Below are 15,427 nucleotides of genomic sequence, written 5' to 3'. Positions count from 1 at the left end.
AAGGAATTTCTTGCCGGTTGACGATTTTGCAGTAAAGTGTGTTAGCAAAAGACTAACGGATCAGAGGGAGGTGTCATTGTTCTTTCACATTGAAATAACATGCGAATCCTTCGGAGGATGCGGGAATTCCAATGGCGCGTCGTGAGTCATCATCAGCCCTGACGCAGTTCGCCGAGGCGATTGCCCTGGTGTCTCAGGGGCGGCCCGGTCATATCGTTGATACCCTGATTGCCGAGCGCGGCCAGCAGATTGTCCACAGCCCTTTCTGGCCGGTGATGCGGCCGTTTCTCTATGCCATGCTCGGTTATGGGCGTGCCATCGAGTTTGCCAATGACACCCAGTCCATGGGCGGTTATCAGGTGATGGAATATCTCAGCAACAAGCTGAAGCTGAATATCTATTGCCAGCAGCGCGAGCGGATTCCTGAAACCGGCGGTTTTCTGATGGTCTCCAACCACCCCACGGGGATCGCTGACGGTGTGGCGGTGTTCGATCTGCTGAAGGAACGCCGGCCGGATATGATGTTCTTCGCCAACCGGGATGCGGTCCGGGTCAATCCGCGCCTTGTCGAGATGGTGATTCCGGTGGAGTGGCGCGAGGAGTTCAAGAGCAAGCTCAAGGCGCGCGAGACGCTGCAGGTCACCAATCGGGCGATCAAGGAGGAGAAGGCCACAGTGCTGTTTCCCTCCGGGCGCATTGCCTACTGGGCCAATGGCAAGCTCAATGAACGCCCGTGGAAAACCTCGGCTGTTGGCTTCGCGCGCAAATATAATCTGCCGGTGCTGCCGGTGAACCTGAAGGCACGCAATTCCGGCCTGTTCTACTGGTTCGCCAAATGGTCGACCGAGCTTCGTGACATGACCGTGTTTCATGAATTGCTGAACAAGAAGGGCGATCGGTTCGATTTCACCATCGGCAATATGATCATGCCGGATCAGCTGGATGGTGATCCGCAGGCTGCAACGGCGGCGCTGGAATATCACACGGTCCACGCGCTGGCGGATAATCCGGACGCTGTCTTCTCTTTCAAATCCGCTGCTTGAGGCGGGTAGCGCCCGTTCGTGAAGCGTCCGCTTCACTTTCGGGGTCGTGACAGGCAATCTCCAGGGCCAATGACGAACGAACTGCTTGATCTTTTCGGTGAGGTGCCGGTGTTGAAGCGCACGGTGCCTGTTCTGGTGCCTCTGCCGGTCGCTGGTCCCTATTCCTATGCCGTGCCGGAGGGCATGGCCGTTGGGCCGGGCAGTATCGTTCAGGTGCCGGTCGGCCCGCGTCAGCTGATCGGCGTTGTCTGGGATCAGGGCGATGGCGATGGCGTCGACCCGAAAAAGCTGCGCCCGATCACCCATGTTTTCGACTGCCCGCCGGTCTCAGATGAGATGCGCCGGTTTATCGACTGGGTGGCGGCCTACACGCTGTCACCGCCGGGTCTGATTGCCCGCATGGCGATGCGCGCACCGGCAGCGCTTGAGCCGGAGCCGATGGTCGAGGGGCTGGTGCTGACGGATGCGCGCCCGGAGCGGCTGACACCGGCGCGTGCGCGTGTTCTGGAACTTGCCGAAAATGGCACCGGCTGGACGCGGCTTGGCCTCGCCCGCGCTGCTGGCGTTACGCCTGGCGTGGTTGACGGGCTGATGAAGGCCGGTGTCTTCGATACGGAGTTTTTGCCGCCGCCGCCGGTTGTCGCAACCCCTGATCCTGATCACGCGCCGGCAGATCTCGCCGGTGACCAGCTTGAAGCGGGTGAGGCCCTGCGTCATGCTGCCGCACAACACGCCTTTTCCGTGTCGCTGATCGATGGTGTCACCGGTTCCGGCAAGACCGAGGTCTATTTCGAAGCAATTGCCGAGACGCTGAAACGGGGCAAGCAGGTGCTGATTCTCCTGCCGGAGATTGCACTGACGGCCGCTTTTCTTGAACGCTTCGAGGATCGTTTCGGCGCAAAGCCCGGTGAATGGCATTCCGATCTTCCGCCGCGCATGCGTGAAAAGGTCTGGCGGCAGACTGCGGAGGGCGAAATCCGGGTTGTGGCAGGCGCGCGCTCGGCTCTGTTCCTGCCCTTTGCCGATCTCGGACTGATCATCGTCGATGAAGAGCATGATCCTGCCTATAAGCAGGAAGACCGGGTTTTCTACAACGCCCGTGACATGGCTGTTGTCAGGGCGCGTATTGGCGGCTTTCCGGTGGTTCTGGTGTCAGCGACGCCTTCGGTGGAAAGTCAGGTCAATGCGCTGGCCGGTCGTTATGAGCGGATCCACCTGCCGGGGCGCTATCGCGAAGCGGCGCTGCCGGATCTCAAGACCGTCGATCTCAGGCGTCATCCGCCGGCGCGCGGCGGCTTTCTGTCGCCCGTGCTGCTGGAGGAAATCGGCAAGACCGTCGGGCGCGGCGAGCAGGCGCTGTTGTTTTTGAACCGGCGCGGCTATGCGCCGCTGACGCTGTGCCGCGTCTGCGGCCATCGCTTCCAGTGTCCGAACTGCGCCAGCTGGCTGGTGGAGCATCGCTTTCGCGGCCAGCTGATGTGCCATCATTGCGGCTATGCCGAGCGTGTGCCGGAAGCCTGCCCGGAATGCGGCACGCTTGATCATCTGGCCGCCTGCGGTCCGGGTGTGGAGCGCATCGCCGAGGAGGCGGAGAAGCATTTTCCCGAAAAGCGGATCATCATCCTGTCATCGGATCTGGCGGGCGGGGTCAAGCGGCTCAGGCTGGAGCTTGAAGCGGTTGCCAAAGGCGAGGCGGATATCGTTATCGGCACGCAACTGGTCGCCAAGGGGCATAATTTTCCGCTGATCACGCTTGTCGGGGTTGTCGATGCCGATATCGGTCTGTCCAACGGAGATCCCCGTGCGGCCGAACGGACATTCCAGCTCCTGTCGCAGGTGACCGGCCGGGCAGGGCGTACGGGGCGGAAGAGCCTTGGTCTCATCCAGACCTATCAGCCGATGCATCCGGTGATGCAGGCCATTGTCTCGGGCGACGCCGAGGCTTTTTACGAGCGCGAGATCAATGAGCGGGAAAAGGGCGGATTGCCGCCCTTTGGCCGGCTTGCCTCGGTGATTGTCTCGGCAGATACGCGCCAGGATGCCGAGCAGCATGCGCGCGGCCTTCGTTCAGCAGCCCCCTTCTCGGCCACGATTGCCATACTCGGGCCAGCGGAGGCGCCGCTGGCGCTGATACGCGGCCGTCACCGTTTCCGCCTGCTGGTGCATGGACGCCGGGCGGATGATATTCAGACTTATCTCGGGACAATGATCGCGAATGGGCCAAAAGAGCGGGGTTCCGTTCATGTTCAGCTTGACATTGATCCCCAAAGCTTCCTCTAACTAATAAGGATAAAATGCCGGTCGCCTCGACATTCGCCCGGCACAGGATGTGTAATGGTGTGGAGGAGATGATGAGTCTTTACTGGCCTGACAGCTTTGTCGGACAGATTGCGCTTTTCATGGCGATCGTGATTTTCGTTTGGGGGCTGATTGTTGCGCTTGCGCCATTGCGCATGCTTGCCATGGTCGGCTTTTCCGGTCTGCGTGAAGAAAATATCCAGAGCGTTCAGGTGCGTTCATTCATCGGCGGCGCCTATGCCGGCCTTTCGCTGATGGCGCTGCTCTTCAATCAGCAGATGGTCTATCGCACGATCGGGCTGGCGCTGATTTTCGGTTTCCTGACACGGCTTTTGTGGATGGCAACGCTCAAGGATCGTTCGGTCAGGGGTGGCATCTTTCTGGTTCTTCAGATCGTCGGTGGCGTGTTCATGCTGCTTTACGGTCTGGGCTGGTTCTGACAGGCGCTCTTTTTGCGCTCTGTTTTTGACCATATTCTACTTATGTCCGAGAAAGCTCACAGAGGCCTTGAAAGCGGCTAAACCTGTGTTGCGAGGGCGGGTTTCCTGTGCTAGACGGAGGCCGACTATTGAAAGAGCAAGGCTGTTTTTTGCTGTTTCTCGAGGATATTCTGATCGTTTACAGGTCACTTGTCCGCATGGGGAGCGGGGTAAGGGTGGCCTTAGGTTTGAGGGGATTAAGTGCCTGTGACAGACGCATCGCAACCCGTTTCCGACGTGGCGCGGCGTTACGCCGTTTCGCTATTCGAGCTTGCTGAAGAAGCCAGCAGCATCGATGAGACCGGCGCTGCGCTTCAGAACATCGATTCGCTTTACCAGGAAAGTGCGGATTTCCGCCGGCTTGTCGCAAGTCCCGTATTCAGCGCTGACGAACAGTCCCGCGCGATCGTGGCTGTGCTTGATAAGGCTGGCGTTTCAGGCTTGGCTGCCAATTTCGTCAAGCTGGTCGCCAAAAACCGCAGGCTTTTTGCCCTTCCGGGCATGATAGCCGCCTATAAGTCGCTTGTGGCTGAAAAGCGCGGCGAACTCACGGCGGAGGTGACGGTCGCGCATGCGCTGACCAATGAACAACAGGAAGAATTGAAGACGGCGCTGAAAGGTGTCACGGGCAAGGATGTAAGCCTTTCCCTCACCGAGGATGCTTCGCTTCTCGGCGGCATGATCGTCAAGGTCGGTGCACGCCAGATCGATACATCCCTGCGTACGAAACTCTCCAAACTTAAGCTTTCACTGAAAGAGGTTGGCTGATGGATATCCGGGCCGCGGAAATTTCCGCAATTCTGAAAGAGCAGATCAAAAATTTCGGCGAGGAGGCTGAAGTCTCGGAAGTCGGCCAGGTCCTTTCGGTTGGTGACGGTATTGCCCGTGTTTACGGTCTGGACAACGTTCAGGCTGGCGAAATGGTTGAGTTTTCCTCTGGTGTGCAGGGCATGGCTCTGAACCTGGAAGCAGACAATGTTGGTGTGGTTGTCTTCGGTTCTGACCGTGATATCGGCGAAGGTGACGTCGTCAAGCGCACCGGCGCCATCGTTGACGTTCCTGTTGGTCCGGGCCTGCTCGGCCGCGTTGTTGACGCGCTGGGCAACCCGATTGACGGCAAGGGGCCGATCGTTGCCGATCAGCGTTCGCGTGTCGACGTCAAGGCACCGGGCATCATTCCGCGCAAGTCGGTGCATGAGCCGATGTCGACCGGCCTGAAGGCTGTGGATGCGCTGATCCCGATCGGCCGCGGCCAGCGTGAGCTCGTCATTGGCGACCGCCAGACCGGCAAGACCGCGATCATTCTCGATACCTTCCTGAACCAGAAGCCGATCCATGCTTCCGGCCCGGATTCGGAAAAGCTTTATTGCATCTATGTCGCCGTTGGCCAGAAGCGTTCGACCGTTGCCCAGTTCGTGAAGGTGCTCGAAGAGCGTGGCGCGCTGGAATATTCGGTCGTGATCGCCGCTACCGCGTCCGATCCGGCGCCGATGCAGTATATCGCGCCCTTTGCTGGCTGCGCGATCGGTGAATATTTCCGCGACAATGGCATGCATGCCCTGATCGCTTATGATGACCTTTCCAAGCAGGCTGTGGCCTATCGCCAGATGTCGCTGCTCCTGCGCCGCCCGCCGGGCCGTGAAGCTTATCCGGGCGACGTTTTCTATCTGCATTCGCGTCTTCTGGAACGCGCTGCCAAGCTTTCCGAAGATCGCGGTGCCGGTTCGCTGACGGCTCTGCCGGTTATTGAAACCCAGGGTAACGACGTTTCGGCCTTCATTCCGACCAATGTGATCTCGATCACCGATGGCCAGATCTTCCTTGAAACGGACCTTTTCTATCAGGGTATCCGTCCGGCCGTTAACGTTGGTCTGTCGGTGTCGCGTGTTGGTTCATCGGCTCAGATCAAGGCGATGAAGCAGGTTGCCGGCTCGATCAAAGGTGAGCTTGCTCAGTATCGCGAAATGGCGGCCTTCGCCCAGTTCGGCTCCGACCTTGACGCCGCGACCCAGCGTCTGCTGAACCGCGGTGCGCGTCTGACCGAGCTTTTGAAGCAGCCGCAGTTCTCGCCGTTGAAGACCGAAGAACAGGTTGCTGTCATTTATGCCGGCGTGAACGGCTATCTCGACAAGCTGCCGGTCAATCAGGTCAGCAAGTTCGAGCAGGGCCTTCTGGCCTATCTGCGCGGTGAGGCCAGTGACGTTCTGGAGGGCATTCGCACCCAGAAGGCACTGAATGATGAACTGAAGGGCAAGCTCAAGGCGGCTATTGAAGCATTCGCCAAGAACTTCTCCTGAAACCGGGTGCTAGAGCGAGGATCGTGAATCCATGGCTTCATTGAAGGATCTGAAGCTTCGCATTGCCTCGGTGAAGGCGACGCAGAAGATCACCAAGGCGATGCAGATGGTCGCCGCGGCGAAGCTGCGTCGTGCTCAGGAGGCGGCGGAGCATGCGCGGCCCTATTCGGAGCGCATGAGCAAGGTGATGGCTGACCTTTCGGTTGCTGTCGGCAATGGCGAGGATGTGCCCGCCCTGATGAAGGGCAATGGCAAGGACAATGTCCATCTTCTCGTTGTCTGCACCGCAGAACGCGGACTTTGCGGTGGCTTTAACTCTTCGATTGCGCGTTTTGCGCGCGATCATGCCCGCAAGCTGATTGCCGAGGGCAAGACGGTCAAGCTATTCTGCGTTGGCCGCAAGGGCTATGATGCGCTGCGACGCGAATTTGGCGAGCTGGTGGTGGAACGCGCGGATCTGCGCGAAGTCCGCAAGATCGGCTTTTCGAATGCCGAGGATATTGGCAATCGCATCATGAAGATGTTTGCCGATGGCGATTTCGACGTCTGCACGCTGTTTTATGCTGAATTCAAGTCGGTCATTTCCCAGGTGCCGACCGGCCTGCAACTGATCCCGGCTGCAGCGCCTGAAACGGCCGAAGCGGCGAGCGGTGAAGCGACGACGCCATATGAATACGAGCCGGATGCGGAAAGCATTCTGACCCGGCTTGTGCCGCTCAATATCCGCGTGCAGATTTTTCGGGCACTGCTCGAAAATGTGGCCGGTGAGATGGGCGCCAAGATGTCGGCGATGGACAATGCGACGCGCAATGCCGGTGAGATGATCGACAAGCTGACGCTGTCCTTTAACCGTCAGCGTCAGGCACAGATCACCACGGAACTGATTGAGATTATTGCGGGCGCCGAGGCGCTCTGACACTAAAAAGAGGGTTTTGACATGGCTGAGGCCTCTGTCGGTAAAGTAACGCAGATCATCGGCGCCGTCGTGGACGTAGCTTTCGACGGTGAGCTGCCGAAGATCTTGAATGCGCTTGAAACCGAAAATAACGGTCATCGTCTCGTGCTCGAGGTTGCACAGCACCTCGGCGAGAACGAAGTCCGTACCATCGCCATGGATGCGACCGAAGGTCTCGTTCGCGGTCAGAAGGTAACCAATATGGGGGTTCCGATTTCGGTTCCGGTCGGTGAAGCAACGCTTGGCCGTATCCTGAACGTGATCGGCGAGCCTGTTGATGAACTCGGACCGGTGGAAACCACCGAGCGCCGCGGCATCCACCAGGAAGCACCGCCCTATATCGAACAGTCGACCGAAGCCGAGATCCTGGTAACGGGCATCAAGGTCGTCGATCTTCTGGCGCCTTACGCCAAGGGCGGCAAGATCGGCCTGTTCGGCGGCGCCGGCGTTGGCAAGACGGTTCTCATTCAGGAACTGATCAACAACATCGCCAAGGCCCATGGTGGTTATTCGGTATTTGCCGGTGTTGGTGAGCGTACCCGCGAAGGCAACGACCTCTATCACGAAATGATCGAGTCGAATGTTAACGTCGACCCGCACAAGAACAACGGCTCTGCTGCCGGTTCCAAATGCGCTCTGGTCTACGGTCAGATGAATGAGCCTCCGGGCGCCCGTGCGCGTGTCGCTCTGGCCGGTCTGACGATTGCTGAATCGTTCCGCGATCAGGGCCAGGACGTTCTGTTCTTCGTTGATAACATCTTCCGCTTCACCCAGGCCGGCTCCGAAGTCTCGGCTCTGCTTGGCCGTATTCCTTCGGCCGTTGGCTATCAGCCGACGCTGGCGACCGATATGGGTGCCCTGCAGGAGCGTATCACCTCGACCACCAAGGGTTCGATCACCTCGGTCCAGGCCATTTACGTGCCCGCCGACGATTTGACCGACCCGGCACCGGCCACCTCCTTTGCCCACCTTGACGCAACGACGACGCTAAACCGTTCGATCGCTGAAAAGGGCATTTACCCGGCCGTCGACCCGCTCGATTCGACCTCGCGTATGCTGGACCCGATGATTGTCGGTGAAGAGCATTACGAAGTTGCCCGTGCCGTTCAGTCGACGCTGCAGCGCTACAAGTCACTGCAGGACATCATAGCCATTCTTGGCATGGACGAGCTTTCCGAAGAAGACAAGCTGACGGTTGCCCGCGCCCGCAAGATCGAGCGCTTCCTGTCGCAGCCCTTCCACGTGGCTGAAGTCTTCACCGGTTCGCCGGGCGTGCTTGTTCCGCTTGAAGACACGATCCGTTCGTTCAAGGGACTGGTCGAAGGTGAATATGACCACCTTCCCGAAGCCGCCTTCTACATGGTCGGAACGATCGAAGATGCGGTTGAGAAGGCCAAGAAGCTCGCGGCTGCCGCCTGATTTGAACAAGGTGCTGCGCCGACCGGACAGGTTCTGGTTGGCGCGGACCGCGCGCCCGGACGACAATGATAAGGGTCATTGCGCTGACGGCCTTGAAGCCGAACGCGTTTGTCGACGGGAAAACAGACAAGAGACGAGAGCACAATGGCTGACACGCTGATTTTCGAACTTGTTTCCCCGGAACGCCTTCTTGCTTCGGCGGAGGTCAGCTCTGTGGTCATTCCGGCAAGCGAAGGCGAAGTGACCGTGATGGCACACCACGCGCCGATGATGACAACGCTGAAAGCTGGCATGGTCAAGTTCCGCAAGCCGGAAGGTGATGTGGTTCAGTTTCTGGTGTTTGGTGGCTTTGCCGATATCCAGGGCGAAAACTGCACAGTGCTGGCCGAATCGGCGGTTCCCGTCGGCGAAGCAAGCAATGCGATTGAAAAGCGCATCAAGCAGCTGCGCGCTGATCTGGAACATGCCCAGCATGAAAAGAAGAGCGCGATTGAACAGCTGCTGGGTGAGTTGACGCAGCTGAACAAGACGGTTCTGCCAGCCTGATTTTGGGCGAATGAACTGGCGAATATGAAGACCGCTGCTGTCTGGCAGCGGTTTTTTTGCCTCTGGAGCGACGGGCCGGCGGAAACGATGATGCGAACGGGGCTGGTTTGACGGTTCTTTGTTTGGAAATCTGCTGAACTGGTTTAAATTACGACCAAATTTGTATTTTTACCGGTGCTGGCGGAGGGAGTCAGCGCCTCAAATGGGAAGTGGGGCAGGTGTTGCCGCGGCATCGACGGAACAGGCTACTCTTTCGAAAATTCAGGCGGGGCGGTTGGCCCTATCTATTCATAACGGCTGCGTCGCTCGGCATTTTTGTGCTGCTTCTGTCCATTGATTCCTTCGAGCGCCTCTATCAGTTCTCCCGTGCGCATGAGAACTGGCAGCTCGATGAATTCTTCACGGCATTGATGGTCGCCTCATTCGCGCTGGCATTTCAGTTGATTATCCGCGCGGGAACGCTTCGGCGTGAAGTCCAACGTCGGCGACTGGCCGAAAGCAAGGCTGCGATGATGGCGCGCCATGATCCCTTGACCGGCCTTGCCAATCGCAGGCTGTTTGAGGAGGAGTGTGAGCGCCGTATGCTCAGGGCGCGGCGGCGCGGTCATGTGATGGCGCTGATATTTCTCGATCTTGATCGCTTCAAGCAGGTGAATGACAATCTCGGTCATGCCGTTGGTGATCAGCTGTTGCAGGCACTGGCAGAACGCCTGACGGGCGCATTGAGACCCTATGATTTCGTTGCACGTCTCGGCGGCGATGAGTTTGCCATCATCATGGACGAAGATGTCGATGACGAGCTTGTTGCCGGTCTTGCCCAGCGTATCCTTGCGGCGGTGGCACGGCCGGTTGCTGCTGGCGGCCGGGCAATCGATACGACGGTCAGTCTCGGCGTCGCGATGTACCCGCAGGATGCGTCAGACTGGCAGACACTGGTTCAGCGGGCGGATATCGCCATGTATCAGGCCAAATCGGCGGGCCGCAATCGCTGCGCCTATTTCGACGCTGTGCTTGATGTCCGGATCCGTGAGCGGCTGACACTTGAGGAAGAATTGCGCAAAGGACTGGTGCGTGGCGAAGTCGTGCCGTTCTATCAGCCGATCGTTGACCTTGCTGACGAAACAGTGTCGGCGGTCGAGGTTCTGGCGCGGTGGCAAAATCCGCGGCTTGGCCTGCTTGAGGCGAGGCAGTTCATTTCCGTCGCAGAGGATGCCGGTCTGGTTGACGACCTCTATATGATTGTGCTGACGGCGGCCTGTCGTGATGCGATGACGTGGCCTTCTGAGGTTCCGATCGCGGTCAATGTGGCGCCGAGCCAGCTTAGGAACCTGGCGCTTAGCGACAAGACAATCGCAATTCTCGATGAAACGGGTCTGCCGCCCGCACGTCTGGAGATTGAGGTCACGGAAACTGCTCTTGTCGAGGATATTGAGATGGCGCATGCCAATATTTCCAGGCTCAGGGATATCGGTGTTCGCATTGCACTCGATGACTTTGGAACTGGCTATTCAAGCCTCAGGCACTTGCGTGATTTCCCCTTTGACCGGGTCAAGATCGATCGTTCCTTCGTGACCGGGCTGGGGCATGATGCGGAGAGCGAAAAGATCGTTCGCTCGATGCTCGGCCTTTGTGCCGCACTCGGCCTGCCAACCGTGGCAGAGGGGATTGAGGCAGAAGATCAGGCTGACTGGATCCGCCATCAGGGTGGTGTTGCCGGGCAGGGATATCTCTATTCCCGCCCGGTTGCGGCGCAGTCAATCGGTGCGTTTCTGGACAAGCAACAATCGCGCTGAAGCGTCTTTCTCAGGCTGACAGGTCGATAATACCGCAATCGCCGGCTTCGGAGGCAAAGGCCAGGCGCTTGCCGCTCTGATCCCAGGACATGCCGGTGATGGCGCCCTTGCCGGGACGGCGCATCAGGGCTTCCTTTTCGTCGGCAAGCCGGACTGCCAGCACCATGCCATCGACAAAGCCGATCGCCAGAACCTCGTCTGCCGGGTGGAAGGCAACGCTGGTGACCATGATGTCGGCGCGGGTCCCCAGCTCCAGAGGCGCCTTGCCCATGGGGCCATCCTTGCCGGCAAAGGGCCAGACAATGGCGGCGGGCGCACCGGATGTGGCGAGCCATTTGCCGCGTGGCGACCAGGACCAGGACTTCACCTTGGCGGGATAGCCCGACATGCGCATATGGCGTGCTTCGGTTCCCGGCTTGACGTCAAGCTTCCAGCCATGCAGGGCATTTTCCTGCATTGATGTCACAAGGAAGCGGCCATCAGGTGAGAAGCAGGCCATGATATGCGCGCCCTTCCAGTCGAGATCGACCGGCGGGGCGCTGGTGGTGACCCAGTGCAGCGAGGCACCATTGTATCGGGCAGCGGCAATTCTTAAGCCTTTCGGCGCGAAGGCGATCGCCTCGACGCTGCGCTCCTCGGTGAAGACCTGCTCCTGGCCATCGAGAACGACGTGGCTTTCCTTGCCGAGGCCATAGGCAACGGCGCCCTGCGGTCCAGCCGCAACAACGGAAATCCATTTGCGCGGCTGCTCGGCGATCCCGGTGAGCGAGCCGTCGGCGTTGATGCGCAGGACCCGGCCATCCTCTCCCCCGGTGACAAGGCTGGGGCTGAAAGGATCGCGGATACAGGTCAAAAGCCCATCATGGGCTTCTGTCACCTTTGCACCGTCATCGAGGCGATGGATGGCGCCGCTGGCACCGGCAAAGAAGGGAACGTCGCCGACGAAATGGGCGGCGACGATGTGATCGTCCAGATCAAAAGGCGCGACACTGGCCATCAGTGCGCGGCCTCGCAGGCATGGAAGGTCTTTTCGAGCTTCTCGGCATCCAGTTCGCGACCGATGAAGACCAGCCGGCTTTCATGGCGCTCGCCATCCTTCCAGGCGCGCTGGTGATCACCTTCGATGATCATGTGAACGCCCTGAACCACATAGCGTTCCGGGTCATTCTTGAATGCAAGAATGCCTTTGAGGCGGAGAATATTCGGTCCCTGATTCTGGGTGACCGACTGGATCCACGGGAAGAAGCGGTTCGGATCGAGTTCACCGGCGCGAAGCGATACCGAGGTCACGGTGATGTCGTGGTGGTCCGACATGCCATGATGATGATGGTCATGCTCTTGATGATCATGATGGTGGTGATCATGGTCATGGTGGTCATGGTGGTCATGATCGTGATGATGGTGATCACAGTCAGGGCCGCAGATATGGTCCGGATCATCATGGTCGAGGAAATGCGGGTCGTTTTCCAGAACATGCTTCAGGTCGAAAGCGCTCTGGTTCAAAACCCTGGAAAGATCGATGCTGGAGCGCTCGGTCTTGTGAATGCGTGCCGAAGGATTGATCGCACGGATCAGGCTTTCGACATTGGCCAGTTCTTCCGGGGTCACAAGATCTGTCTTGTTCAACAGCACGATATCGGCAAAGGCGATCTGGTCCTCGGCCTCGCGGCTGTCCTTCAGACGCAGGGGCAGGTGCTTGGCATCGACCAGCGTCACAACGGCATCGAGCGCGGTCTTGGTGCGCACGTCATCATCCATGAAAAATGTCTGCGCAACGGGAACCGGATCGGCAAGCCCCGTGGTCTCAATGATGATTCCGTCAAAACGGCGCGGCCGGCGCATCAGGCCTTCGACAACGCGGATCAGGTCGCCGCGCACCGTGCAGCAGACGCAGCCATTGTTCATTTCGTAGATTTCTTCATCGGATTCGACGATCAGGTCGTTATCAATGCCGATCTCGCCGAACTCGTTGACGATGACGGCATATTGTTTGCCGTGGTTTTCGGAAAGGATGCGGTTGAGAAGCGTGGTCTTTCCAGAGCCCAGATAACCGGTCAGAACCGTGACCGGAATGGGCGACGTCGTTTGCGTGTCTGTCATGGCAAATTCCTTGAGATTTTGAAAACCTATATAAGAAGTGGCGAACCTGGGGGCAAGGCAGTGTAAGGGATTGCCGCTCCGATCTTGTCTTGCTTTGCGGTCCGGCGGATTCCGGTCCGGCTCCGTTCCATCACGGCGGATTTCGGAAATTTCGTCATCCCAACTGGCATATCGGTGGAAAAGCCTGCCGAACCGCGTTCATTTCATGCGAAAAGGACTTTTATGTTGAAATTTTGGACAAAACTGATTTAAAAATTTTAATTAGGTGTCGGCGCTCGAAACCGTCACCGGATATGAGTTCAAGTCTCTGAGGAGCGGAATGCATGGCGCAAAAGGTAAAACTTTCGACGATCGCGGAATCGCTTGGAATTTCCACGGCAACCGTATCGCTGGCGCTCAGGGACAGTCCGCTTGTTGCGGCAACGACGCGGGAGCGGATCAAGGAGCAGGCGCGCGCACTCGGCTATATTTATAATCGCCGCGCGGCCTCGCTCAGGACATCGCGTTCGGGCATTATCGGCGTTGTCGTTCATGATATCATGAACCCGTTTTACGGTGAGATCCTGAAGGCGATCGAGAGTGAACTCGACCGCAACCAGCATACCTTCATTCTCTCAAATCACTATGACTCGGTGGAAAAGCAGCGCAACTTCATTGAAACCCTGCTGCAGCTTGGCGGTGACGGGGTGATCATGTCGCCCGCCATCGGCACCCCGCCGGAAGATGTCATGCTTGCCGAGGATAATGGCATGCCGGCGATTTTCGTCGCCCGCTCGATGGAAGAACTCGATATCCCGACCTATCGCGGTGATGACAGCTATGGCATCGCACTCGCGACCAATCACCTCATCGGCCTCGGCCATCGCTGCATTGCCATGATCGGCGGCACGGATCAGACGTCCACCGGGCGTGATCGCTATTCCGGCTATGTCAATGCGCTGCGCAAGGCAGGGATAGAGATCGATCCGGCATTGCGCATTCCCGGCCCCCGCACCAAACAGGGCGGTTTCGAAGCAGCCGTGCATTTTCTGTCGCTGCAGCAAAAGCCGACAGCAGCGGTCTGCTGGAATGATCTGGTTGCCATCGGTCTGATGAATGGCATTTCGCGGGCGGGGCTGGTGCCGGGTCACGATATCTCTGTTACCGGCTATGATGATCTGGAGGAGGCCTCGATCGCAACGCCATCGCTGACCACGGTTTGGAATGGGCAGGCCGAGGTTGGACGGCTGGCGGCGCGGGCGCTGCTCGACAAGCTGGCCGGTTCCGATGCGCCGAACGGCATGCATCTGATCAAGCCGGAAATGCGGATCCGCCAGTCCACCGGCCCGCATCGCGAGATGGCGGAGAGCCGTTACGCAATCTGATCTGTCCGAAAGTTCAGCGATGGCCTGGCGGGCCAATTTGCACGCGTTTGATGGTTTTCAAGCGTGGCATTCTCTTTTAAACCGGTTGGACCCGCGTTTCTTTTGCCTTTTCAGGAGACATCATGTCCAGGATTGCCGTTCTGCTGTCGCAGAATTTGAATGAATTCGTCCAGGCCGCACTGCGTGACGATTTCGATCTGATTGCCATGCCGGAAGATGGACCTTCGGGGCTTGCGGCTGAAACGATTGCGCGCATTCGTGCCGTCGTTGCCTTTGGCGGGTTTTCCGCAGCGCTGATGGACGCCTTCCCGAATGTTGAAATCATTGCCTGTCCCGGCGTTGGCTATGACGGTATCGATACGGCTCATGCGGCAAAGAAAGGGATCATTGTTACTCACACGCCGAATGTCCTGAATGACGAAGTGGCTGACACGACGATCGCGCTGCTTTTGAACACTGTTCGCAAATTTTACAGTGCGGAGAAATGGGTGCGTGATGGAAGGTGGGCCAGCGACGGCAATTTCGCACTGTCGCCGTTTTCGATGAAGGGCCGCAAGGTCGGACTTTATGGTCTTGGCCGCATCGGCCTTGAAATCGCCAGCCGGCTTGAGCCTTTCAAGGTGGAGATTTCCTATCATACCCGTTCGAAAAAGGACGGCGTCGACTACACCTATTACGCCTCGCTGGCTGAAATGGCCGAGGCTGTCGACACGCTGATCGCCATTGTGCCGAAGACGCCTGCAACCCACAAAACCATTGATGCTGCGATTCTGAAGGCGCTCGGCCCGACCGGCGTCATCATCAATGTCGGCCGCGGCTGGACCGTGAATGAGGATGATCTGATTGCTGCGCTGGAAAAGGGCGAGATCGGCGGCGCAGGGCTTGATGTCTTCTATGATGAGCCGAATGTTCCCGAGGCGCTGATGGCATTCGACAATGTCAGCCTGCTGCCGCATGTCGCCTCCGCCTCCGTGCCGACACGCACGGATATGGGCAATCTGGTCGGCGAGAATATTCGCAGCTGGTTCAATGAGGGCGCGCCGCTGACGCCTGTGCCGGAGACGCCCTTCACGCCGAGGGGCTGAGCGGGAATGAGAAAAGGGCGGCGTGAGGCCGCCCTTGCTGTCTTGGGG

At 58.5% G+C, this 15,427-nt stretch carries 13 protein-coding genes; 11 read left to right on the top strand and 2 right to left on the bottom strand.

Features of this window, described 5'->3' with window-relative positions; genetic code table 11:
- Nucleotides 1–131 precede the first annotated feature (131 nt).
- From FJU08_RS09145 to FJU08_RS09105, 9 genes are all read left to right on the top strand, one after another.
- Nucleotides 132–1,043 carry a GNAT family N-acetyltransferase gene (locus tag FJU08_RS09145; protein WP_141148704.1) on the top strand — a complete coding sequence of 304 codons (912 nt, stop codon included), beginning with the start codon at nucleotides 132–134 and terminating at the stop codon, nucleotides 1,041–1,043.
- Nucleotides 1,044–1,112: 69 nt separating this feature from the next.
- Nucleotides 1,113–3,323, top strand: a complete 2,211-nt coding sequence (locus FJU08_RS09140; RefSeq protein WP_141148703.1) for a primosomal protein N' — start codon at nucleotides 1,113–1,115, stop codon at nucleotides 3,321–3,323.
- Between the two features lie 71 nt (nucleotides 3,324–3,394).
- The gene (locus FJU08_RS09135) at nucleotides 3,395–3,781 is read left to right on the top strand and encodes a hypothetical protein (protein WP_141148702.1); all 387 of its coding nucleotides are present in this window, start codon (nucleotides 3,395–3,397) and stop codon (nucleotides 3,779–3,781) included.
- A 240-nt stretch (nucleotides 3,782–4,021) separates the two neighbouring features.
- The gene (locus FJU08_RS09130) at nucleotides 4,022–4,588 is read left to right on the top strand and encodes a F0F1 ATP synthase subunit delta (protein ID WP_141148701.1); all 567 of its coding nucleotides are present in this window, start codon (nucleotides 4,022–4,024) and stop codon (nucleotides 4,586–4,588) included.
- On the top strand, nucleotides 4,588–6,117 hold the full coding sequence (gene atpA / locus FJU08_RS09125) for a F0F1 ATP synthase subunit alpha (RefSeq protein ID WP_141148700.1): 1,530 nt from the start codon (nucleotides 4,588–4,590) through the stop codon (nucleotides 6,115–6,117). The genes FJU08_RS09130 and atpA overlap by 1 nt, the downstream gene beginning before the upstream one ends.
- Nucleotides 6,118–6,148: 31 nt before the next feature.
- Entirely contained in the window at nucleotides 6,149–7,033 is an 885-nt protein-coding gene (locus FJU08_RS09120; protein ID WP_141148699.1) for a F0F1 ATP synthase subunit gamma, read from the top strand.
- Between the two features lie 21 nt (nucleotides 7,034–7,054).
- Nucleotides 7,055–8,491, top strand: a complete 1,437-nt coding sequence (gene atpD / locus FJU08_RS09115; protein ID WP_141148698.1) for a F0F1 ATP synthase subunit beta — start codon at nucleotides 7,055–7,057, stop codon at nucleotides 8,489–8,491.
- A gap of 144 nt (nucleotides 8,492–8,635) precedes the next feature.
- The gene (locus FJU08_RS09110) at nucleotides 8,636–9,037 is read left to right on the top strand and encodes a F0F1 ATP synthase subunit epsilon (protein WP_141148697.1); all 402 of its coding nucleotides are present in this window, start codon (nucleotides 8,636–8,638) and stop codon (nucleotides 9,035–9,037) included.
- 317 nt (nucleotides 9,038–9,354) lie between these two features.
- Nucleotides 9,355–10,830 carry a putative bifunctional diguanylate cyclase/phosphodiesterase gene (locus tag FJU08_RS09105; protein ID WP_141148696.1) on the top strand — a complete coding sequence of 492 codons (1,476 nt, stop codon included), beginning with the start codon at nucleotides 9,355–9,357 and terminating at the stop codon, nucleotides 10,828–10,830.
- 10 nt (nucleotides 10,831–10,840) lie between these two features.
- Here FJU08_RS09105 and FJU08_RS09100 read toward each other — a convergent pair whose 3' ends face one another.
- Both FJU08_RS09100 and FJU08_RS09095 read right to left on the bottom strand, forming a co-directional pair.
- Nucleotides 10,841–11,827, bottom strand: a complete 987-nt coding sequence (locus FJU08_RS09100; RefSeq protein ID WP_141148695.1) for a WD40 repeat domain-containing protein — start codon at nucleotides 11,825–11,827, stop codon at nucleotides 10,841–10,843.
- Nucleotides 11,827–12,930: a CobW family GTP-binding protein gene (locus FJU08_RS09095; protein ID WP_141148694.1), complete on the bottom strand. Its 1,104-nt coding sequence runs from the start codon at nucleotides 12,928–12,930 to the stop codon at nucleotides 11,827–11,829. The genes FJU08_RS09100 and FJU08_RS09095 overlap by 1 nt, the downstream gene beginning before the upstream one ends.
- Nucleotides 12,931–13,253: 323 nt before the next feature.
- Between FJU08_RS09095 and FJU08_RS09090 the strand changes: the two genes are divergently transcribed.
- Both FJU08_RS09090 and FJU08_RS09085 read left to right on the top strand, forming a co-directional pair.
- A complete protein-coding gene (locus FJU08_RS09090; protein ID WP_141148693.1) occupies nucleotides 13,254–14,294 on the top strand; it encodes a LacI family DNA-binding transcriptional regulator in 1,041 nt (346 codons plus the stop codon).
- 122 nt (nucleotides 14,295–14,416) lie between these two features.
- Nucleotides 14,417–15,379 (top strand): 2-hydroxyacid dehydrogenase, encoded by a 963-nt coding sequence (locus FJU08_RS09085; RefSeq protein WP_141148692.1) that lies wholly within the window; start codon nucleotides 14,417–14,419, stop codon nucleotides 15,377–15,379.
- Nucleotides 15,380–15,427: the final 48 nt, after the last annotated feature.

Origin of the sequence: Martelella alba, assembly GCF_006516955.1 — a bacterium.
GTDB lineage: Bacteria > Pseudomonadota > Alphaproteobacteria > Rhizobiales > Rhizobiaceae > Martelella > Martelella alba.
This window is presented reverse-complemented; position numbering and strand designations above follow the sequence as displayed.